This is a genomic window from Kaistella yonginensis (genome assembly GCF_030409525.1).
Taxonomy (GTDB): domain Bacteria; phylum Bacteroidota; class Bacteroidia; order Flavobacteriales; family Weeksellaceae; genus Kaistella; species Kaistella yonginensis.
Window position 1 is genome coordinate 62,807 of the sequence record NZ_JAUFQB010000022.1, and the last position, 20,328, is coordinate 83,134.

General features: G+C 34.8%; 18 protein-coding genes. 7 read left to right on the forward strand and 11 right to left on the reverse strand.

Annotated elements, in window-relative coordinates; all coding sequences use genetic code 11:
• Positions 1-195: 195 nt before the first annotated feature.
• Together QWY78_RS08690 and pdhA are read right to left on the reverse strand one after the other, a co-directional pair.
• Positions 196-1,848, reverse strand: coding sequence for a dihydrolipoamide acetyltransferase family protein (locus QWY78_RS08690; protein ID WP_290218800.1), 1,653 nt, complete (start codon positions 1,846-1,848; stop codon positions 196-198).
• 74 nt (positions 1,849-1,922) lie between these two features.
• Entirely contained in the window at positions 1,923-2,927 is a 1,005-nt protein-coding gene (gene pdhA / locus QWY78_RS08695; protein WP_290218803.1) for a pyruvate dehydrogenase (acetyl-transferring) E1 component subunit alpha, read from the reverse strand.
• A 233-nt stretch (positions 2,928-3,160) separates the two neighbouring features.
• Between pdhA and QWY78_RS08700 the strand changes: the two genes are divergently transcribed.
• Genes QWY78_RS08700 through QWY78_RS08710 form a run of 3 tightly spaced genes read left to right on the forward strand, consistent with a single transcriptional unit; the run spans position 3,161 to position 6,025 of the window.
• Positions 3,161-3,694 carry a phosphatase PAP2 family protein gene (locus QWY78_RS08700; protein WP_290218806.1) on the forward strand — a complete coding sequence of 178 codons (534 nt, stop codon included), beginning with the start codon at positions 3,161-3,163 and terminating at the stop codon, positions 3,692-3,694.
• 6 nt (positions 3,695-3,700) lie between these two features.
• A complete protein-coding gene (locus QWY78_RS08705) occupies positions 3,701-4,198 on the forward strand; it encodes a BlaI/MecI/CopY family transcriptional regulator (protein ID WP_290218808.1) in 498 nt (165 codons plus the stop codon).
• Between the two features lie 48 nt (positions 4,199-4,246).
• Positions 4,247-6,025 carry a DUF4153 domain-containing protein gene (locus QWY78_RS08710; protein WP_290218811.1) on the forward strand — a complete coding sequence of 593 codons (1,779 nt, stop codon included), beginning with the start codon at positions 4,247-4,249 and terminating at the stop codon, positions 6,023-6,025.
• Between the two features lie 116 nt (positions 6,026-6,141).
• On the opposite strand, the gene QWY78_RS08715 is transcribed toward QWY78_RS08710, so the two are convergent.
• Positions 6,142-7,260 (reverse strand): DNA polymerase III subunit, encoded by a 1,119-nt coding sequence (locus QWY78_RS08715; RefSeq protein WP_290218813.1) that lies wholly within the window; start codon positions 7,258-7,260, stop codon positions 6,142-6,144.
• Positions 7,261-7,559: 299 nt separating this feature from the next.
• On the opposite strand from QWY78_RS08715, the gene bamG reads away from it, so the two are divergent.
• From bamG to QWY78_RS08735, 4 genes are all read left to right on the forward strand, one after another.
• Complete coding sequence (bamG, locus tag QWY78_RS08720; RefSeq protein ID WP_290218816.1) at positions 7,560-8,834, forward strand: BamG family beta-barrel-assembly machinery protein; 1,275 nt, start codon at positions 7,560-7,562, stop codon at positions 8,832-8,834.
• Positions 8,835-8,836: 2 nt separating this feature from the next.
• A complete protein-coding gene (gene lptC, locus QWY78_RS08725; RefSeq protein ID WP_290218819.1) occupies positions 8,837-9,427 on the forward strand; it encodes an LPS export ABC transporter periplasmic protein LptC in 591 nt (196 codons plus the stop codon).
• A 62-nt stretch (positions 9,428-9,489) separates the two neighbouring features.
• On the forward strand, positions 9,490-10,539 hold the full coding sequence (locus tag QWY78_RS08730) for an anhydro-N-acetylmuramic acid kinase (RefSeq protein WP_290218823.1): 1,050 nt from the start codon (positions 9,490-9,492) through the stop codon (positions 10,537-10,539).
• A 22-nt stretch (positions 10,540-10,561) separates the two neighbouring features.
• Positions 10,562-12,085: a carbon-nitrogen hydrolase family protein gene (locus QWY78_RS08735; protein ID WP_290218826.1), complete on the forward strand. Its 1,524-nt coding sequence runs from the start codon at positions 10,562-10,564 to the stop codon at positions 12,083-12,085.
• A 79-nt stretch (positions 12,086-12,164) separates the two neighbouring features.
• Here the strand turns inward: QWY78_RS08735 and QWY78_RS08740 are convergent, their stop codons facing one another.
• The 8 genes from QWY78_RS08740 to QWY78_RS08775 all read right to left on the reverse strand — a co-directional run bounded on the left by QWY78_RS08740 (position 12,165) and on the right by QWY78_RS08775 (position 20,318).
• Positions 12,165-13,022 (reverse strand): hypothetical protein, encoded by an 858-nt coding sequence (locus QWY78_RS08740; RefSeq protein ID WP_290218829.1) that lies wholly within the window; start codon positions 13,020-13,022, stop codon positions 12,165-12,167.
• Between the two features lie 31 nt (positions 13,023-13,053).
• The gene (locus QWY78_RS08745; protein ID WP_290218832.1) at positions 13,054-13,911 is read right to left on the reverse strand and encodes a hypothetical protein; all 858 of its coding nucleotides are present in this window, start codon (positions 13,909-13,911) and stop codon (positions 13,054-13,056) included.
• A 143-nt stretch (positions 13,912-14,054) separates the two neighbouring features.
• Positions 14,055-14,909, reverse strand: coding sequence for a hypothetical protein (locus QWY78_RS08750; RefSeq protein WP_290218835.1), 855 nt, complete (start codon positions 14,907-14,909; stop codon positions 14,055-14,057).
• An 86-nt stretch (positions 14,910-14,995) separates the two neighbouring features.
• Positions 14,996-15,430, reverse strand: a complete 435-nt coding sequence (locus tag QWY78_RS08755) for a hypothetical protein (protein WP_290218838.1) — start codon at positions 15,428-15,430, stop codon at positions 14,996-14,998.
• Between the two features lie 445 nt (positions 15,431-15,875).
• Positions 15,876-16,286, reverse strand: a complete 411-nt coding sequence (locus tag QWY78_RS08760) for a VOC family protein (protein ID WP_290218840.1) — start codon at positions 16,284-16,286, stop codon at positions 15,876-15,878.
• A 63-nt stretch (positions 16,287-16,349) separates the two neighbouring features.
• On the reverse strand, positions 16,350-18,527 hold the full coding sequence (locus tag QWY78_RS08765) for a TonB-dependent receptor plug domain-containing protein (RefSeq protein ID WP_290219049.1): 2,178 nt from the start codon (positions 18,525-18,527) through the stop codon (positions 16,350-16,352).
• A gap of 285 nt (positions 18,528-18,812) precedes the next feature.
• Positions 18,813-19,622 (reverse strand): 3-deoxy-8-phosphooctulonate synthase, encoded by an 810-nt coding sequence (kdsA, locus tag QWY78_RS08770; protein ID WP_290218842.1) that lies wholly within the window; start codon positions 19,620-19,622, stop codon positions 18,813-18,815.
• 138 nt (positions 19,623-19,760) lie between these two features.
• The gene (locus QWY78_RS08775; protein WP_290218845.1) at positions 19,761-20,318 is read right to left on the reverse strand and encodes a toxin-antitoxin system YwqK family antitoxin; all 558 of its coding nucleotides are present in this window, start codon (positions 20,316-20,318) and stop codon (positions 19,761-19,763) included.
• Positions 20,319-20,328 lie beyond the last annotated feature (10 nt).

Below are 20,328 nucleotides of genomic sequence, written 5' to 3' on the forward strand. Positions count from 1 at the left end.
TAATATTTGCGAGTTTTTGCGCAAGGGCGTAGTGCATTGTTGGAGTTCCTTTTTGTTTTTTCGCAGAAAAAACAAAAAGAACGACTGCACGTAGACCGACCCGAGAAGCTGCCAAGCGGTGGCGAGGGAGGCGCCCAAATAAAAATCCTTTCAAACTGAATTGAAAGGATTCTATAAAAGTTTTTCCAGAAAAACTTAGAGTAACAGGGTTAGAGGTTGCTCTAAATAGGTTCTTAATGTTTGCAAAAACTGCGCTCCGGTTGCACCATCAACTACTCTATGGTCACACGCCATGGAAAGTTTCATAACATTTCCGACCACGATTTGAGCGTCTTTAACAACAGGTTTTTCAACGATTGCACCTACGGAAAGGATCGCCGAATTTGGTTGGTTAATAATGGAGGTGAAGGTTTCAATACCGAACATGCCCAAATTAGAGATAGAGAAGGTTGAGCCTTCCATTTCATTGGCTTTTAGTCCTTTGGATTTTGCTCTTCCGGCCATGTCTTTTACGCTGGCAGAAATTTGATTGTAATTCATCTGGTCTGCGTTTTTCAATACAGGAACGACCAATCCATCAGGGATTGCAACAGCTACCCCGATATTGATGTTTCCGTGGTGAATAATTTTATCTGCTTTCCAGCTCGAGTTCACTTGCGGATGTTTTCTTAAAGCCATCGCCGTAGCTTTGATGATCATATCATTGAATGAAATCTTGGTATCTGGCAGTGCATTGATTTCTTTTCTGGCTTGTATCGCCTTGTCCATATTGATTTCTACAATCAGATAATAATGTGGCGCTGTGAATTTGCTTTCGGAAAGACGTTTGGCGATGATATTTCTTACTTGAGAATTAGGAGTTTCGGAATCTTCACCTTGTACAAAATTCATGGCCATTGTTGCTGGTGCAGCAACTGCTGGGGAGCTGGCAATTTTTTGTAGTGCTGGTGCTGCGGTAGTTGGTTGATAATTTTCGATGTCTTTTTTTACGATTCTGCCATTTTCGCCAGAACCTTGCAAGGAATGAATATCAATACCTTTGTCCTCTGCCATTTTCTTAGCCAAAGGAGAGATGGCTAATCTTTCGGTAGATGAATTTGCAACAGGTTGTTGTTCTTTATTTTCTGCAGCGGAAACATTCTCGGATGATTGTTCAGCAGTAGGTTTTGCAGCAGCTTTTTTTGTTCCTCCAGAAGTGAGACCAGAAACATCAGTTCCGGCAGGTCCTATAATGGCTAAGACGGTATCAACTGGACTAGCTTCTCCTTCGGAAACGCTAGTGTACAGCAAAGTTCCATTGACTTCTGATTCAAAATCCTGAACTGCTTTATCGGTTTCTATTTCTGCCAGAATATCGCCTTCTTTAATTTGATCACCTACTTTGAAATGCCATTTTGCTACTTTTCCTTCGGTCATGGTATCAGAAAGTCTCGGCATGGAAATTACTTCAACGCCCGCTGGAATTTCGGCATTTTCTGTACTTTCTTTTTCTCCTGCTTTGTTCGTTTCAATATCGGTTACTTTTCCTTCCGTTTTATGTTCTTCAGGAATGGTGTTTTCGGTTTTTGGGTCTGCAGAATTTCCTCCTTTTAGGGCTGAAATATCTTCGCCTTCTTTACCAATGATTGCTAGCACCGTGTCTACGGGCGAGGAACCACCTTCTTCTGTGCCAATATATAATAATGTTCCATTGATTTCTGATTCAAAATCTTGTACGGCTTTATCAGTTTCGATCTCGGCCAAGATATCTCCTTCTTTTACTGTATTTCCTACTTTCTTGTGCCATTTCGCCACTTTACCTTCCGTCATCGTATCAGAAAGACGGGGCATTGTTATTACTTCTGCCATAATATTCTGTTATTTTTTTGATTCAATAAATGAAATCTGACTTTAAGCAAAATCAGATTTCAGATGAATTATTTTTAGTTATTTTCTAATTTATTGATGAAAGGATAATCTTCCTGCGCATAGACATAGTCATATACTTTGTTCAAATCTGGATACGGAGACTCTTCCATAAAGTCCACACATTCTTCTACGAACGCTCTAGATTTTTCGTCTAAGGCTACTAATTCATCTTCATTTGCCCATTGGTTATCCAGGATTCTTTGCTTTACAATTTCTATTGGGTCGCTTTTTTTATATTCTGCAACTTCATCTTTGCTTCTATACGGTTCGGCATCAGACATGGAGTGTCCTCTGTATCGATAGGTTCTGGCTTCGATGAAGGTTGGGCCGTCGCCTCTTCTTGCTCTTTCGATCGCTTCAAAAGCAACTTCAGCAACTTTTACAGGATCCATAGCATCTACAGGTAGGCAAGGCATTTCATAACCCAATCCTAATTTATAAATATCTTCGTGGTTTGCGGTTCTTTTTACAGAAGTTCCCATGGCATAGCCATTATTCTCTACAACAAATACAACAGGCAGCTTCCAGTTCATGGCCATATTAAAGGTTTCGTGTAGTGATCCTTGGCGAGAAGCACCATCTCCGAAGAAACAGATATTCACGGCATTTCTGTCGAAATATTTATCAGCAAACGCGATTCCGGCACCTAATGGAATTTGCCCACCTACAATACCGTGCCCACCATAGAAACGGTGTTCTTTACTGAAGATGTGCATAGAACCGCCCATTCCGCCAGAAGTTCCTGTGGCTTTACCACAAAGTTCGGCTAAAATTCTTTTTGGATCTACACCCATTGCCATCGGATGAATATGACAACGGTAAGCGGTAATCATGCTGTCTTTCGATAAATCCATCGCATGGGCAAAACCTGCCGGAATTGCTTCCTGACCGTTATATAAATGTAAAAATCCTCTGATTTTTTGTTTTAGGTAAAGAGAACGGCATTTGTCTTCAAACCTTCTCCACATTGTCATTTCTTCATACCACTTCAGGTAGACCTCTTTCGAAAATTCTTTCATGTGTTAACTATTGCTTTTTAATAACAGCATGCAACCGAACGGTTTCATGTTCATTGTAAATATTTAGCAAAAATAATAAAAATCTTTGTCTTTATTGCTAGCATAAGAAAACAAAGTTCTGATATTAGTCATTTAAAAATATTACTTTTGAAAGTATAAATTGATTTATGCTAAAAAGCCCTTCGCCTACACTGATAAAAGTCTCTAAATACCTATCGGAAATTTTTAATCCCATGAATTCTTTAATCATCTATTTTATCGTCTTCAGCTCTGCAAACTTTTCAATTGAAGAATCCGTACGCCAGTTCTTACCATTATTACTCCTCACCATTATTCCTATTTCATTTTGGATTATATACCATGTAAAAACTAAAAAATATACTGATACTGATGTCTCTGACCGTAAACAGAGAAAGGGATTTTATTTTTTTATTGCAGCCTCTATTCTTACTTATTTAACATTTGTTTATTTACGATATGAAAGAACTGATTTTGTTTTGATTTTTCTCCTCATTTTATTAATCGCGATGCAAATCAGCAATTATTTTATTAAAAGTTCCATGCATACTGCTCTTAACTTATTTGTAGCAGCATTGATGGTGACCATAAATCCGCTGTACGGACTTATTTGGTTAGGGATTACAATTGCTGTGGGATTCAGCCGCATTGTTTTAAAAAGGCATACTCGGGCCGAAGTTCTCAGCGGTGCTGTTATCTCGAGTTTCGTTTCTTTTATTTATCTTTATACGCAGATCCAAACCCAATAATACATTATGAAAATAAGTCAACTGACTCCAAGCGAAGAATTATTAATGAATGTTTTGTGGCGGCTCGATTCGGCATATATGCGAGAAATCATCGCGCAATATCCCGAACCGAAGCCTCATCCCAATACGATTTCCACCTTTTTGAAAATTTTGGTTGAAAAAGAATTTCTGAGCACCCATAAAGACGGCCGGGTTTTTCAATATACCGTAGCCATTCCGTTTGATGATTACAGAATCTATTTATTGAAGCAGTTTTTGCAAGACTACTTTAATAATTCTTCTACACAACTCATCCAAATATTGGCTGCAGAAAAGCTTTTAGATCATCAAAATCCTAAGCAGTTGTTTGAGATCAAATCATCGACAATTTCGCCACAAAGAAAAGAAGAAGACACTGACCTGACTGAATTTATCAACGAAATCATTTCGTTCAAGAGGAAGAAAAAAAAGAAAAAAAAGAAAAAAGGCGAAAAGAAAAAAAATAAAAAGAAAAAGAATTTGTAGACTGTTTCAAAAATGCGATTGTTCTTCATCACCTAATACCTACACCTAATGATTAAAAAATTTAAAGAAATTTTCGGGAAAACCGAGGCGATTCTTGGCGCGTACCCTATGGTCCTAGTGATGGCTTTTCTGGCAGCGGTTTCCGCAATGTTTTATATCAATTATGATTACAACAGTCGTGAGTATTCCTTTTTTTATGTGAAATTTGGTCTGGTAGCTGCTTTAGGAATATCGGTGATGTATGCGCTAAAGATGTTGGCACAAAGAATCGGAAAAGAAATACTGTTTCAATTGTTGGGTATTTTATTTTTGGTCTTTTTTTACTTTTTATTGCCGAAAACCGAAGAAAGATTTACGGAAGTTTACGCTTATATTATCTTTCCTACCTTTATTCTATCCCACTTACTGGTTTCTTTTATCGCATTTATTAAAAAAAATAGCGAGATCAGTTTTTGGCATTACAACAAAAACTTATTCATCAATCTATTTCTGACGGTTGTCTTCACCGGAATTTTAACGGGCGGAATTATGCTTGCCATTGTAGCAGTCGATAATTTGTTTGATTTTAATTTTAATGGGCGTTATTATTCTTACACCTTTAGCTTCCTATCCATTTTCGGTAGTACCTTTATTTTTCTTCTTTTCAATGAAGAAGGATTGCCTTATTTAGAAAAAAATGGTGAATATCCTGTGATTTTAAAGTTTTTCACGCAATATGTATTAGTTCCTCTATTACTGATCTATGCGGTCATTCTTTATTTTTATTCTGCTAAAATTCTGATCAATTGGGAATTGCCAAGAGGTTGGGTTTCTTATTTGATTCTTGCCTACTCCGTTGTTGGGATTCTCGCCATTCTCTTGGTTCATCCATTAAGGGAAGATTTTACAAAATCATGGGTTAAGATTTTTTCTAAAATTTTCTATTATACTTTGGCACCTTTAATCGTCCTATTATTTACAGCCATATTTACACGAATTTTAGAATACGGGTATACAGAACCTAGGTATTTCGTGCTGTTGCTGGCTCTTTGGCTTACAACGGTTGTTCTTTATTTTATTTTCAGCCGTAAACAAACCATCAGATTTGTACCAATTAGTTTATTCATATTTGGTTTATTTTCTTTGATTTTCCCTTATCTCAACGCTTTTTCTGTAGCCAAGAGAAGTCAGAAAAGTGAGCTGCTAAAAACTTTAAAAGATAATAAGGTATTGGCCAACGGCACTATTAATTTTGATAAACAAATTTCGAGCACCGCTGTTAATGATGTTTCTGACAAGTTTGCTTTTCTTGCGAAAAGAGAAGAAAACGACTTCTTGTTAAGTTTGCTGCCAATGACCCTTAGAAATGATTATGCTAAAGATCTGGCGGAAGGAAATATTTGGAGTTTTAACAGTATACATTCTGAGTTTGAAAATGTAAAATATGATAATGACCATACAGCAGATTATCAAAGGATGCGGTTAAAATCAAAGACATTTGCCGCAGATATTTCACAATATCGTTATTTAAGCAAGATCGATCGGTCGCATACCTCATTTCAATTTGAAAATAATACCTTTAAGGTTGAAGCTCCTGGAAGTATTTTAAGAAATAATTTTACGGTTGAATTTAATGATGCCGAAATAAATTTATTACCAGAAATTATAGCATTATTTAAAAATACGTCTTCAATTGGAGATAAAACGGTGGATCATCTTGAGCTTACCAAAAAAATTGGCCCGTATGAGGTTAAAATTATATTTGATGCTGTTATTCGGATAAAAGCACCTGACCAAGTAGTAGAATACATTATCGATTCCGAGTCTATCATTGTTTTAATTAAATAAATCTAAACATTTATCATCTGCAGTAGATTTTCAAACCAATGCGATTTTCACAACTTTTTTATAAAATTTAATTAAAGGTGTTTTAAGTTGCAATGTAGAATTTAAAAAAACTTGTTTTAGGGCTTTTTATGAATATACCTCGAGAGTTTAATTCCTAAATCCGTCCAGATGATTTTGGTGTTTCCGTTTCTTTCCAGGTGGTAATCTGCGGATGAAATTTCTTCTAAAATCGCCTCAATATTAGCTCCATGAATGAATCTAGAGAAGCTATCCCATTTAAAACCATCGGTCTCTATTTTTTTATACACCAAACGATCGTTGCCATAATTTTGGAGTAAAGCCAATCGAAACATTTCCGAACAATATTCTAGAAAAGACAATTGTTTTTCTTTGTTCCAGCTGGCAATATTCCGACCCCAAAGAACGATATTCTTTAAAAACTCGGGTTTCTTTTTTACTTGAAAGGCCTCGCGAACCCACTTGATAAAATGCTCTTCAAATTCATTATTCCCATTTTCAGAATGCAACATTTTCTGAGCGGTATTCCAATTTCCTTGGGCTTGAAAAACAATTTCTTGGGTCCTCTCGGAACTTACGCTCCCTTTTTTCTGTAAAATATGACCCAGGTCTTCTTCTTTGATGCTGGGGATTTCCACGATTTGCGTTCTCGACAATATGGTGGGAAGCATAAAATCTGTCGTTGAGGCGGTAAGAATAATGTAGGTGTTTTTTGGTGGCTCTTCCAAAAATTTCAAAAATTTATTAGCGGCCTCGGTATTCATTTTATCGGCTTGCCATACAATTAGAATTTTACTTCCACCTTCAAAACTCTTTAAAGCAAATTTCTTATTGATTTCATCAATTTCTTCGACGTAAATACTGAGCTGCTTATTTTCTGATTCTAAAATAGCGTTCCAATCTTCATTATTTGAATAGGGATTTTTTAACATCATTTCCCGAAATTCATCAAAAAACTGAGCGGATAAACCGTTTTTACTGGCTTTGAAAACAGGAAAACTGAAGTGCAAATCCAGATGATTAAGATGGTCTACTTTTGAGGAAGAATGTTCATTTTCTTTTCGTAAAATTTCTTTCGCAAAAGCCATTGCCAATGCCATGGTGCCATACCCGTCTTTACCAACAAATAATTGTGCGTGGCTTATGCGATTGCTGCTTATGCTGTCTTTCAGCAGGTTTTTCAGTTCATGATGACCTATAATTTGTTCCCAATTCATGCTTCAAAGATAAATGTTTTTGTTGGATGATTCGAAAGAAAAAAATGCTTATAATGTTAAAATTCGGTCGAAGGAAATCCAGCTCATTATTAAAATTTAAGTCCAATTAAAATGTAAGAATACGAAATGCTTTCTTGAAAATATTGAAATACGACTTCCGGTAAAATCCTTATAACATATGATTATTACCTCTGTTGTGATGAAAAAAATATTGAATAAGCTTAACAAACTTTAACCAAACTTATTTTCACAGTTCAGTATTATTTAAGATATTTGCGCATTATTTTTAAAAATAGAGAATGAAAAGATTTTTTGTATTGCCATTGATTGCTGCAGGTTATTTACTTAATGCACAAACTATTGGTAATTCTCCATATGCTGCCTTTGGGATCGGTGATGTTAAGTACGATAATACGACCGATATCAGCTCGATGGGTGGCGTTTCTACCGCATATATTTGGGATTTTAACAACAGTTTTAATTTCAGCAATCCAGCAGCGAATAAAAATTTAGAGTTAACCACTTTAAAAGTTGAAGGAAGTAATGAAAATAACTTCTTCAAATCCGATTATGATAATATGAGTGTTACCAAACATTCTTCTTATTTGTCGAATATTTCAATTGCCTTTCCAATTTCAAAAAAAGTGAAATTTGGGATGGGCTATCAACCGTACAGCTCAAAAAAATACAATGTTTTAACGACCGCAGTACTGGATGGAGGGAATAAACAAGCGAGTCTTTATCGCGGTGAAGGAACAATCAGCACCGTACAAACCGCAGTTTCCTACCAGATTACACCAGAGTTCGCCTTGGGTCTTCGATCCAATTTTTTCTTCGGTAATGTTTATGATATTAATGAATTGACTTTTTCAGATGCTGAATTAATCAATGGATATGAAACTAAAAATAAAGTAAAAACTTTTAATTTCACTTTGGGTACGGCCTATCAGAAAAACCTCGAGAAAGACCGAAAGTTAACTTTAGGTGCCACGTATACGTTTGGGAATACGGGTCAGATGGAAACCCGATACATGAACAGCACCTATTATTACGGTGCGGGAGATTTTAAAAATAATGTAAGTATTATTGAGGAAAAACTCAGCGAAGATAAAAACTTGATCCCAATGGAATTCTCTCTGGGTGCAGGTTATGGCAAAGATGCCAAATGGTTTGTGGGTACACAAGTCGATTATAAAAAAGGCGAAACCATTCAGTTTTTAGGAAAACCTTTTGTAAACGAAAATTCTTATAAAGTTTCTGCCGGAGGTTGGTATTTACCGAACTACAATAACTTCAGAAATTATTTTTCACGGGTTACCTACCGATATGGAGCCTATTACGAAAAAGGAAGCTTAGCATTTAACGGAACAAATATTAATCAATTTGCGATTACGGGTGGAATGACTTTTCCTTTCGAAAATAAAAGTGCCAGCAGAATGAGCGGAATCGATTTGGGGATTGAATTGGGAAAACGAGGAACTTTGGATAATAATTTGATCCGTCAAAATTTCGTGAACTTGAAAATAGGAATTAATTTTGCTGATAAGTGGTTTAACAAACGACTTTATGATTAAAAATGAATTTCATTAAAGAAATATTTTATAAAAATATAGCCGTCTTTTTAAGTTGCGCTATATTTTTTGCTTTAATCTCTTGTGATGAAGATCTTGCCCTCATCAATAAAAATAGAAACACCAATTTTCCGTCGCAGATTATCAATAATGCCAATATTGTGCAACGGGATTCTGGGCTGATTAAGCTGCGTGCTACGGCTCCACTTATCGAGAAATTCGAGTATATTGATTCGCCTTACATCGTTGCCAGAAAAGGAATTAATATTCTTTTTTATGATAAAAAGAAACCAGATGTTCCTGGAAAAATATCGGCGAAATATGCGAAATTTAATGAAAAAAAGAAATTTTACGAAGCCAAGGGGAATGTAAAGATCATCAGCAATGAAAATCAGATGTTTGCCATGCAGTCGGTTTATTGGGATCAGGTGAAAAAGATTATCTATACGACCGATACGGTGTACGTAACTGATAAAGATGGTTCTACTTTGGTTGGCGCCAACGGGATGACCGCAAAAGATGATTTTTCTGAATACACGTTCTACAACAATTCTGGCGACATCAATGCTCAGAAAATTCCAGAAAAAGGCCGCTAATAAAACGATTTAGACGATTATTTTTCAACAAAAATTCATACATTTAAGTAAATTATAATTTTATGAATTTCTACGCTTTGGGTTTAATGTCTGGTACCAGTCTCGATGGGTTGGATATTTGTCACGCTTCTTTTAAAAAAAATGCCCTTGGTAAATGGACTTTTGAAATCCTACATGCTGCTACTTTTCCTTATTCTAAAACATGGGAAAATCGGCTTCGGAATGCCATTCATTTAACTTCCTTAGAAATTTTTGAACTCCATACCGAGTACGGTTTTTATTTGGGAGAAAAAGCAAAACAATTTATTGAAAATTATGATTTAAAAGAAGTTGATTTCATCGCTTCGCACGGTCACACCGTATTTCACCAGCCACATAAAAAGTTCACCGTTCAAATAGGAGATGGTCGGGCGATTAAAATGTGTACTGATGTTCCCGTAATTTACGATTTTAGAAGCCAAGATGTTCTCATGGGTGGCAACGGTGCACCCTTAGTTCCGATCGGTGATGAGTTGCTTTTTTCTGAATATAATGCGTGCTTAAATATTGGTGGTTTCTCAAATATTTCTTTCAAAGACAAAGGAAAGAGGATCGCATTTGATATTTGCCCGGTGAACATTGTACTGAACCATTTGGCCAAAATATTAGGAAAAGAATATGACGAAAATGGTGACTTTGCCAGAAATTCAAACATTAATGAAAACCTTTTAAATTCCTTGAACGCTATTCCCTACTATCAAGAAAGTCCACCGAAATCTTTAGGAATAGAATGGGTTACAGAAAATATTTTGCCCAAGTTTAAAGCTGAAAATCCAGCGGTAATTTTAGCTACTTTTACGGAACATGTGGCAACACAGATTGCGCAGGTTTTTAATCACTATAAAATTAATAATGTCTTATTTACAGGTGGTGGAACGTATAACTCGTATTTAATTGAAAGAATACAAAGTAAAACACAAACAAAAATCATGATTCCTACGCCAGAAATAATCGACTTTAAAGAAGCGTTGATTTTTGCGTTCATGGGTGTTTTGAAAATAAATAATATAAATAATGTGCTTTCTTCAGCAACGGGCAGTTTGCGCGATCACTGTAGTGGCCTATTAGTTTAAACAAAAAAAATTAAAAAGATCGATGCAAATAGATATTAGACCTTTGAAAATTGAGGATTATGAAGAACTCAGAGAGACCATGCAAAAAGCCTATCCGGCAATGTCGGAAAGTATTTGGTCTAAGACGAGTATAAAAAAATTGATAAAGCTCTTCGCAGACGGCCAAATCTGCATTACAGTTGATGACAAAATTGCAGCGGTTTGTCTTTCTTTAATTGTTCAATATGAACTGTACGGTGATGATCACACGTATAAAGAAATTACTGGGAATTACACCTTTAACACCCATTCTGACACCGGAAATGTGTTGTATGGAATTGAGGTATTTGTAGATCCAGAATTCAGAGAACTACGTTTAGCCAGGAGATTGTATGATGCCCGAAAAGAATTGTGTGAAAAACTTAATTTAAAATCAATTATCGTAGGGGGAAGGATTCCAAACTATCATTTGCACAGCAAAGATCTTTCGCCGCGACAATATATACAGCAGGTAAGAAAAAAAGAATTATACGATCCCGTTTTAAGTTTTCAGTTGGCCAATAACTTTTTACCAGTTCGCGTGCTAAAAAATTATCTGCCAGAAGATTTACATTCTGCCGAAAATGCGGTTTTGTTGCAATGGAATAATATTTATTATAGCAAGAAACCCAATACCATGCAGGATTCGGTTATTCGGCTCGGTTTGGTTCAATGGCAAATGCGTCATTTTAAAGATATTGATGCGTTTTTTGAACAGGTTGAGTTTTTTGTGAATGTGATGGCCGATTACAAATCAGATTTCATCATGTTTCCAGAGTTTTTCAATACGCCTCTACTCGCTCCATTTAATGATTTAAGCGAAAGAGACAGCATGTTTAAATTGGCTGAACTTACGGAAGCCATTAAAAATAAACTTTCTCAGTTAGCGATTGGTTACAACATCAATATTATTGGTGGAAGCATGCCTTTAGTGGAAAATGAAGAATTGTACAATGTAAGTTATCTGCTTCACCGCGATGGCAAAATTGATGAACACCGCAAAGTTCACATTACGCCAAACGAGAAAAAATTCTACGGAATGAAAGGTGGCGATCAAATAAAAGTGATTGATACCGATTGCGGAAAAGTGGGCTTGGTCATTTGCTATGATGTAGAATTCCCAGAATTGCCAAGACTTCTGGCAGATCAAGGAATGAAAATTTTATTTGTTCCCTACCTGACAGATACGCAAAATGCCTACATGCGTGTTCGTAATTGTGCCTCTGCCAGAGCGATTGAGAACGAATGTTATGTTGCAATTGCGGGATGTGTAGGTAATTTACCGGGGGTAAATAATATGGATATTCAATATGGACAAGCTGCGGTTTTCACACCTTCTGATTTTGCCTTCCCATCCAATGCGATTAAAGGGGAAGCAACGCCAAATACCGAAATGACTTTAATCGTCGATGTAGATTTAAATTTGCTGAAAGAATTACATCATTACGGCGCCGTACGAACGATGAGCGACCGCCGGAAAGATTTGTATGACACGATTTCATATCGTAATGATCCGGATGCCGAGTAAATTAAAATCCCGAAATTCTTCAATTTTCGGGTTTTTTTTATTAGTGACTTGGTTCCTATCATTTATAATTTTTTAATCTTCAATATTCATCATATTCTCCGGAAAGAATGTACGCTGAGTGTTTATCTAAAAAATAAGTTTTCAGTAATTCGTATTGCTTCTGTTCTTTTTCGGTCGTACTATTTTTGGTAATGAGCGTTGTGGTTTTTTCAGCTTTATTGAAATAGTTGATGCTATTGATACTTATTTTGAAACCATCTAAACTAAAACCATAAGTAACTATTGCTGTTTGCCTTCCCTCTTCATTGTCCAAAGTATATTTTACACTGTACAAATTATCTTCTGGCGTTGATCCGAGATATTTCACATCATAGGCGTCTTTTAGAACAATATCTATGTATTCTGTCGCTAATTTTTTAGATTGCTTTCTGGTTAATTTTTCAGAAAAATACTTATTTACGCTGTCGTAATTTTGTGTTTGGTAAGTGTTGTCAGGTTTTTTGAGGGTGTTGTTTTCAGTTATCTTTAAACGTCTAAAAAAATTGGTGATCATTGCTTTTTCTAAATATTCATACAAATCTCTTTTTTCTTTCATCGTTTCATTTTCAGCGAGAGAAACTGTTTTTACATCATCAATACTAAAAGTAGATTCTACAAGGGTAACGAGTACTTTATCTTGTAAAAATTGATAATGCACTTTGGTAATTAAAGTTAATCCTACATGGTTTTTCTCCCATTTTTTTTCGAAATCGTATTTATTTTTGATGTTTAAAAGAGACATTTTAAATTTTGAAGCATGCATGTCTTCATCATAATTTTTCACCTCTTTCATAACCGCATCTCTAGTTTGATTTTTTGAATAATAACCAATTTTGGTTGCAGAATAAGCGGTAAATGTGAATACAAAAAAGAATAGTATGGAAAATAGATTCTTCATTTTATAAATTTTATTTTAAATAATTCAAAATCTATTTCGGCGAAATATAATTTGCATGACCATCTACAAAAGAACTTTTCATAAATTCATAGAACTGTTTTTGGGGTTCTGTGCTGATGTACTTATTAACTATAACCTTGCTTTTATCAATATCTTTTATCACTTCTAAAGATTTTATATAAATAGAAAAATCTTTGTTATAAAACTTATAGTTTACAATTATAGTGGTAGAAATTTCTCCTTCATCATGTTTAAAATATTTTACATCAAAATTATCAGAATTTTTATCAGATAGAAAAGTTACCTGAAATGTAGGTTTGATAACATTTAGAATATATGACAGATTTTTCTCTTTCGCCATTTCTTTGGTTTGATTGGCTTTGTAGTTTCTTGTAACGAAATCATATCCATTTTCAATGAAAAGTTCTTTAGTCTCGTTTTTTACAGAAGCATGAGTTGGCTTTGTTTCGCTCAATTTTAAATTGGTAAAAAAGCTAAAAACAATCATGTTTTGTAAAGCTTCGTACAAATTTTTTTTCGTTGGATTAGAATCCTCTTCGGTAAGGTTAATTTTTGCTTTACCATCAGGAATAAGTCCTGCTTCCAAAATATGTATAACGACACGATCATCAAAAAATTGATAATGAACCCTAGCGGTTAAGACTGCATTATTTGATGGATATCGCCAATCATTTTCATAATTGTATTTAGAATTACTTTTAACGGTAGCAATTTGAACACCTTTTGAAGTATACAGTTTTTCATATTCCTTTGCGTAATTCCAAACAGATTCTTTGGTTTGTGTACCCTCAAAATAGCCTGTTCTAGGTCTTGCAAAAGCAACAATACTAAAGAGACCAATGAAGAGAAAGACCATTAATTTTTTCATAATTTTTATTCTTTTGTATTTTCTATTATGATTTTAAAATGAAAAATTTTGGTATTGGTATAATAAAAAAGACACGTACTCTATTGTAGATGAAACGTGCCTCTAATTATCATTGATAATATTTTATACTTTAAGCAATTTTATTATGCAGCTCCCGGCGCAATATAATTGGCATGCTTGTCTATGAAGTAATCTTTTATTAAGTTGTAAAATTTAGAAGTTGCTTCTGTGTTACTTTCTTTAGAAATTACCGTGTTGGTTTTGTTGCCTTTATGATAATAGTTAATCGATTTTAATTTGATGGTAAAACTTTTGGGACCAAATACGTACGTGACCACTGCTGTTGCAATACCGCTTTCATCTTCCAAAGTATATTTTATTTCTTGACTGTCTGCTGTTGAAGAACTAATGTAGTTTACCACATATGCTTTTTTCAAAACTTGATCTACATATTCTGCAGAATATTTTTTCCCAGCATCTTTGTTGTCAGTGGATAAGTAATTTGCAGTAATTTGATCATACGTTGCACCAGTTGTACGCGTAGGAGCAACGGAAGACGAAGTGGCTGTTTTTGTTTCAGAAACTTGCAAATATTTAAAAAACACAGTAACCATAATGTTTTCCAAACTTTCATACACTTTTCTTTTTACTTCTGTTGGGTCATTTTCTTGCAAAGGAATTTTTGTTCCTTCTTTAGAGATAAACATGGCGTCGGACATGGTTACTACTACTCTATCATCATAAAATTGATAGCGCATTGTTGCGGCACTTGTAGCACCTGCACTCATGTAAGACCAAGATTGGGAATAATCATATTTGCTGGTTCTCCTTTCTGCATCTTTGGAGTATTTGTACTCCAACATGTCTTTTTCAAATGTTTTTACATTTTCCAAGACTGATTCTCTGGTTTGTCCAGCGGTATAATATCCTGTTCTGGATGCCGCAAATGTTACGATAGACAGGAATAATACGAATAATAGGGCGAGTGATTTTCTCATGATAGTTTATTTTTGAGTTTATATTTTAATCAATGTTTCTTTTAAATTTAGAAAAGTTAGATATTTAACTGATTTTATTAATTCTCTCACTCATTTAAATCTGGGGCAATGTAATCAGAATGTAAAGTAAGCAGAAGTTTTTTTGTGTTGTCATAATATTCAGAAATCCATTGATCAGTACTATTGCTAGTAACTGGCATTACTTTGCCATTTATTTTGCTTTCATAATTCAGCGATTTTAATTTCAGGGTAAAATCGTTGGCTCTGAAATCGTAATTGATGAGGATAATTGCAAAACCTAATTTATCTTCAACGGTATACTCTATATCGTAATTATTGCTTTCTGGATCTCCGATCGTTCTCAGGGTATATTTTTTAGATAAAACATTCTCAATATATTCCTTAGAAAAGTTTTTCGCCGAGGTTATATTATCTTCAGCCAAATATTTTTTGGTCACCGATTCTTGCGCATAAAGAAAAATACAAGCGATAAAACTAAAAAATAGTAAATGTTTTTTCATTAGTAACATTCTTTATGGTTATTGTATTCTTCAAAAATTTGTAAACTGAAAAAGCAAGCTAGCTTTATTTAAAATACTCAAGCAAATTCACGGTGCTAAAATTCATTAAACCTGATTTCTAAAATTCTCTAAAATTAAAATGATCAACTGTACTAAAAATATATTGCACAATGATCGTTGAGCCGAACTTTATACTTAAACTTTAAATATAGCTTTAGTAAAAATAATTATAATTTTAATTCTGACAATAGGTGAAAACACCCTTTTTTGTTGAATTTCCTCCCATAATCTTTAAAATGTGATTAATGGTCTAACATTTTTGATAAATTATGTATTTTCAACCAAAAAAAATCTTAAAAAACAACTTTATGAGTTTTATGTTTTAGCCGAAATAAATATGATCTATTTATTTTAGCAGCATTTTAAATAATCAATATAAGATATATTATGCAAAAATTTCATCATTTTTTGAAAATGATTTGAATTCTAGAGGATTGCCACTATAGTCAAATACAAACATCGTCATTTGTTCCCCGGTTTTTCCTTCATATCTTTTATAGGGTTTTACGAGAAATTCAATGTTTTCAGTCCGTAATTTTTCCAATATTTTATTGAACAACTCCTTTTCGAGTAAACACCCAAAATGCGGAATCGGTACCATAACTCCGTCTACATTTCCGCAATAATCCAAATCAGGCAAATTTTTACTGACATGGGCAGAAAGCTGGTTTCCGAAAAAATTAAAATCAATCCAATTTTCAGTAGAACGTCCTTCCTCACATCCCAAAATCTCTACATAAAATTTTCTGGTCGAATCGATATCTTTTACTTTGAAAGCGTAATGAAATGCTGACATTCTTTTTAAATTAATAGGGAACTTCTACAAACCAGGGCTCTTTTTACTTTTTTCTTGGCTGCTTTATAACTTAAATTCTAACTTCACGTTGAAAAACCTGCCCGTCAATCGCACGGGAACTGGATAATTATACCCTGAATTCACATCATTTACCCATTGGTTTGCAACGGTATTACTAATATTGAAGGCATTGAAAATCTGAACACCCAAAGTAAGTTCCTTAAAGTTACCCCAGAAACCACCGTTTACTTTATTGTCTTTTTGGTCGATAAAAACTTTAGATAAGCCAATGTCTACTCTTTTATAAGACGGCAAAGTTCGCTGGTATTTATAAGGCGCTTCAAAATCTGGTTGGCCATTTTCATTTAAAGAAATTGGTGTTCCAGAGGGAAGTCCATTCGCATAAACCAAAGTCAAATTCACGCGCATAGAGGGGAATTTTGGCATGTAATCTTGATAGAACATCGAGAATCTAAATCTTGGATCGGTCGGTCTTGGAATATCGCCGCGCCCATCAATATTTTCATATACTCTGGCATAACTTGCAGAAACCCAAGAATCAACTCCTGGTACAAATTCGCCAAATAATCGGGTATCAATTCCGTACGCATATCCTTCAGAATTATTTTCACCAGAATATCTAATTCTTACATTATCTAAATAATAAGGAATCAAATGATCCATTTTCTTATAATACAATTCTGTAGTTAACTTAAAGGGACGATCAGCCATTTGAAATTCATAATCATTGGCTAAAATAATTTGCATCGAACGTTGTGATTTGATATTTGGATTAAAGTTTCCATCAACATCCTTTATTTCTTTATAGAACGGCGCTTGGTAATAAACTCCACCAGATACTTTGAACAACATGTCCATATCCCAGTTTGGTTTAACGGCAATTTGAGCCCTTGGCGAAATAATTGTTTCATCATTAAAATCCCAATGAGCAGCACGAACTCCAGCATTGATAAATACGCGGTTGTCCCCCCAATAGAATTTTTTAGAATATTGCATATATCCAGAAAGTCGGGTCGGTTCAATATGATTGGCGCCAGAGATACTGTAGCGCAAGCGCAGTTGCGACGGATCCAAAGTCCCAGGATTTACATAAGTCCTAGGCGTACTGTAGCCTAAGGAATCTACCAATTGCCATTCATTCGTAAAATCTCTTAGGTTTTCTTTTTCAAATTTCAATCCCAGTTCAAAATCTGTATTTACATCAGGCGAAAATTTTGTTTTCAGTTGTGCACCGTAGGTTTTAACCAATAAATCATTTCTGGCGTGATCGATTTGTCCACCAACATCATAAGACGTAATGGGTGCTCCGGTAATCGGATCGAATGTTTGTAACAGATAACCAGAAGCGATGGAATAATATTCACGCTCACGATTTTGGTAAGCGAAATTATCTAAAGTAAATGCCCATTTTTTATTGGGTTTAAAATTAATGGATGCCGTACCCATCATATTTTTATACTTGTCGTCCTCTTTTCCATTGTAGAAAACGCTCAGTTTCAAAGGGGATTGTAAGGTTCCGAATTCCACTTCTTTCACTTTCGGAATCATTTCATAATCGTTTTTACTCCAATATCCAATGAAAGAAAAACCCCATTTATCATTTAATTTATAATTAATATAGGTTTGGAAATCCAGGTATTGCGGATTAAAATCGGTGTCTTCATTCAGTGTATTTAAAACCAAGTTGGTATTTCTGTACCGTCCGGAAATCATGGCAGATAATTTTTTATCCTTGGAGGCGAATCCCGTAGTGAGTCTTCCACCAATCAAGCTCGCTTCTCCAGAAAGTTCAAATTTTGTAGGCTGTCTGTAATAAATATTTAGCGCAGATGACATTTTATCGCCATATTTCGCTTCGAAACCACCGGCGGAAAAGTTAATGGCTTTTACCATATCTGGATTAATGATGCTCAACCCTTCCTGCAAAGAATTGCGAATTAAAAAGGGGCGGTAAATTTCTATATCATTAATATAGATTAGGTTTTCATCGTAATTTCCGCCTCGCACCATGTATTGCGAAGAAAGTTCTGCATTAGAGTTTACGGAAGGCAGCGTTTTCAGAAGACCTTCAACTCCGCCGGAAAGAGATGCTACTTGCTGTGCTTCTTTCGCAGAAATTTCCATCGAAGTAAGATCGGTTACTTTTGGTTTTCCTTTCTTTTGAAAAACAACCTCTTCAATCTCGGTTTCTCTTTCCGCTTTGACAAAGAGAACATTGATGTTTTGAACTTTGGGTGTACTTTTAATATTTTTATTAAAGCCCCTGAAACTCGCTTTTTGAACCGATAAAAGTTGCTCCGATTCTGCGAGCGGAATTTTTACAAAACCTTTATCGTCTGTTGTAAAGGTTTGATTGTTATAGGTAACATTGGCTTCAGAAATAGGCTGCCCATCTTCATCTAAAACTTTCAGATTAATTTGCGCAAAGGCAAAAATTGGCAGAACCGACAGGAATAAAAGGATTTTTTTCAAGGCTGGAAATTTAGATTTTAAAGGTAACAAAAATTACAGTATTGCTTCTCTTACTCGGGTTAATTTCTGCAATAATTCTTCCAGCTTATCTAATCGAAGCATATTTGCGCCATCGGAAAGTGCTTTGCTTGGATCAGGATGAGTTTCAATAAAAAGACCATCTGCACCAACAGCAATTCCGGCTTTTGCAATGGTTTCGATGAGCTCTGGTCTTCCGCCAGTTACACCCGAACTTTGATTCGGCTGCTGCAACGAATGGGTGACATCTAAAATCACAGGTGCGTAATTTCTCATGGTAGGAATTCCCCGGAAATCTACGACCAAATCGGTATAGCCAAAAGAATTGCCTCTTTCTATAATCGCCGTTTTTGGATTACCAGAATCTTGTACTTTTTGTACCGCAAATTGCATAGATTCTGGGGAAAGGAATTGTCCTTTTTTCAAACTTACACATTTTCCGGTTTTTGCAGCTGCAATCAATAAGTCGGTTTGCCGCACTAAAAAAGCGGGGATTTGCAAAACGTCCACATAATTTGCAGCAAGTGCAGCATGTTCGTTTTCATGAATATCAGTCGTAGTGGGAATATTAAAAGTCTCGCCAACTTTCTTTAATATTTCTAAAGATTTTTCTTCTCCAATCGTGGTGAAAGAGTCTACCCGACTTCGGTTTGCTTTTTTAAAACTCCCTTTAAAAAGGTATGGAATTTCATATTTATTGGTCATTTCTACAATTTTCTCGGCGATCTGTAAGGCCATTTCTTCGCCTTCAATAATGCATGGACCGGCAATAAGAAAGAAATTTTTAGAATTTTTGTGGTGGATGTTATCGAGGTATTGAATCATTTTTTTTATTTGGATTGATGTAATTTTAAGAGGAACAAAAATACGGAATTTTTCGGTCTATTTTCAATGGTACTATTTACCTCTAATAAAAATTTTAGTCAATAATAATAAACTAAATGTAGATTTTTTTATTAAATGTTAATTTTTAAATTCACCCTTCTCAAAATAGGATGTTTCTAACAATTTCCCATTGACATCGTAAATATGTACCGTTCCAAGCCCATTTTTATAGGTACCTTTATCTAAATCGTTTCCTTTTCCGTCGACACAAATTATTATTTCAACCAGTTTACCATCCTTCCATTTTCTTTCTGTAAAAATATTTCCATTTTCAAAATACCATTTCCAGATTCCAGTTTTCCTCCCGTCCTCTAAGTGTCCGCTTCCTTGTTGATTACCATTTGAATAAAAGAAATTCCATTCTCCATTTTGTTTACCGTTGTTAAAACTTCCAAATTGCTTAATTTTTCCGTTTTCGTGATATATTTTCCATTCGCCAATTTCTTTCCCATTGAAGTAATTTCCCATTTCATAAAGTTCTCCTGTTTCATAGAATAATTTCCATTTCCCACTCTTCAGACCATTTTCAAATTTTCCTTTCCCTTTCAAATTTCCACTTTCATAAAACTCCTTTTGTAAATTGCATGACAAGAAAGTCAACAAAATTATTAATGTATATAGAATTTTTTTTATCATTATTTATAAA

Bases quoted from the DNA above. Each gene is read 5' to 3' on its own strand.
- QWY78_RS08690 (WP_290218800.1), bottom strand. From the start codon at position 1,848: ATGGCAGAAGTAATAACAATGCCCCGTCTTTCTGATACGATGACGGAA.
- pdhA (WP_290218803.1), bottom strand. From the start codon at position 2,927: ATGAAAGAATTTTCGAAAGAGGTCTACCTGAAGTGGTATGAAGAAATG.
- QWY78_RS08700 (WP_290218806.1), top strand. From the start codon at position 3,161: ATGAATTCTTTAATCATCTATTTTATCGTCTTCAGCTCTGCAAACTTT.
- QWY78_RS08705 (WP_290218808.1), top strand. From the start codon at position 3,701: ATGAAAATAAGTCAACTGACTCCAAGCGAAGAATTATTAATGAATGTT.
- QWY78_RS08710 (WP_290218811.1), top strand. From the start codon at position 4,247: ATGATTAAAAAATTTAAAGAAATTTTCGGGAAAACCGAGGCGATTCTT.
- QWY78_RS08715 (WP_290218813.1), bottom strand. From the start codon at position 7,260: ATGAATTGGGAACAAATTATAGGTCATCATGAACTGAAAAACCTGCTG.
- bamG (WP_290218816.1), top strand. From the start codon at position 7,560: ATGAAAAGATTTTTTGTATTGCCATTGATTGCTGCAGGTTATTTACTT.
- lptC (WP_290218819.1), top strand. From the start codon at position 8,837: ATGAATTTCATTAAAGAAATATTTTATAAAAATATAGCCGTCTTTTTA.
- QWY78_RS08730 (WP_290218823.1), top strand. From the start codon at position 9,490: ATGAATTTCTACGCTTTGGGTTTAATGTCTGGTACCAGTCTCGATGGG.
- QWY78_RS08735 (WP_290218826.1), top strand. From the start codon at position 10,562: ATGCAAATAGATATTAGACCTTTGAAAATTGAGGATTATGAAGAACTC.
- QWY78_RS08740 (WP_290218829.1), bottom strand. From the start codon at position 13,022: ATGAAGAATCTATTTTCCATACTATTCTTTTTTGTATTCACATTTACC.
- QWY78_RS08745 (WP_290218832.1), bottom strand. From the start codon at position 13,911: ATGAAAAAATTAATGGTCTTTCTCTTCATTGGTCTCTTTAGTATTGTT.
- QWY78_RS08750 (WP_290218835.1), bottom strand. From the start codon at position 14,909: ATGAGAAAATCACTCGCCCTATTATTCGTATTATTCCTGTCTATCGTA.
- QWY78_RS08755 (WP_290218838.1), bottom strand. From the start codon at position 15,430: ATGAAAAAACATTTACTATTTTTTAGTTTTATCGCTTGTATTTTTCTT.
- QWY78_RS08760 (WP_290218840.1), bottom strand. From the start codon at position 16,286: ATGTCAGCATTTCATTACGCTTTCAAAGTAAAAGATATCGATTCGACC.
- kdsA (WP_290218842.1), bottom strand. From the start codon at position 19,622: ATGATTCAATACCTCGATAACATCCACCACAAAAATTCTAAAAATTTC.
- QWY78_RS08775 (WP_290218845.1), bottom strand. From the start codon at position 20,318: ATGATAAAAAAAATTCTATATACATTAATAATTTTGTTGACTTTCTTG.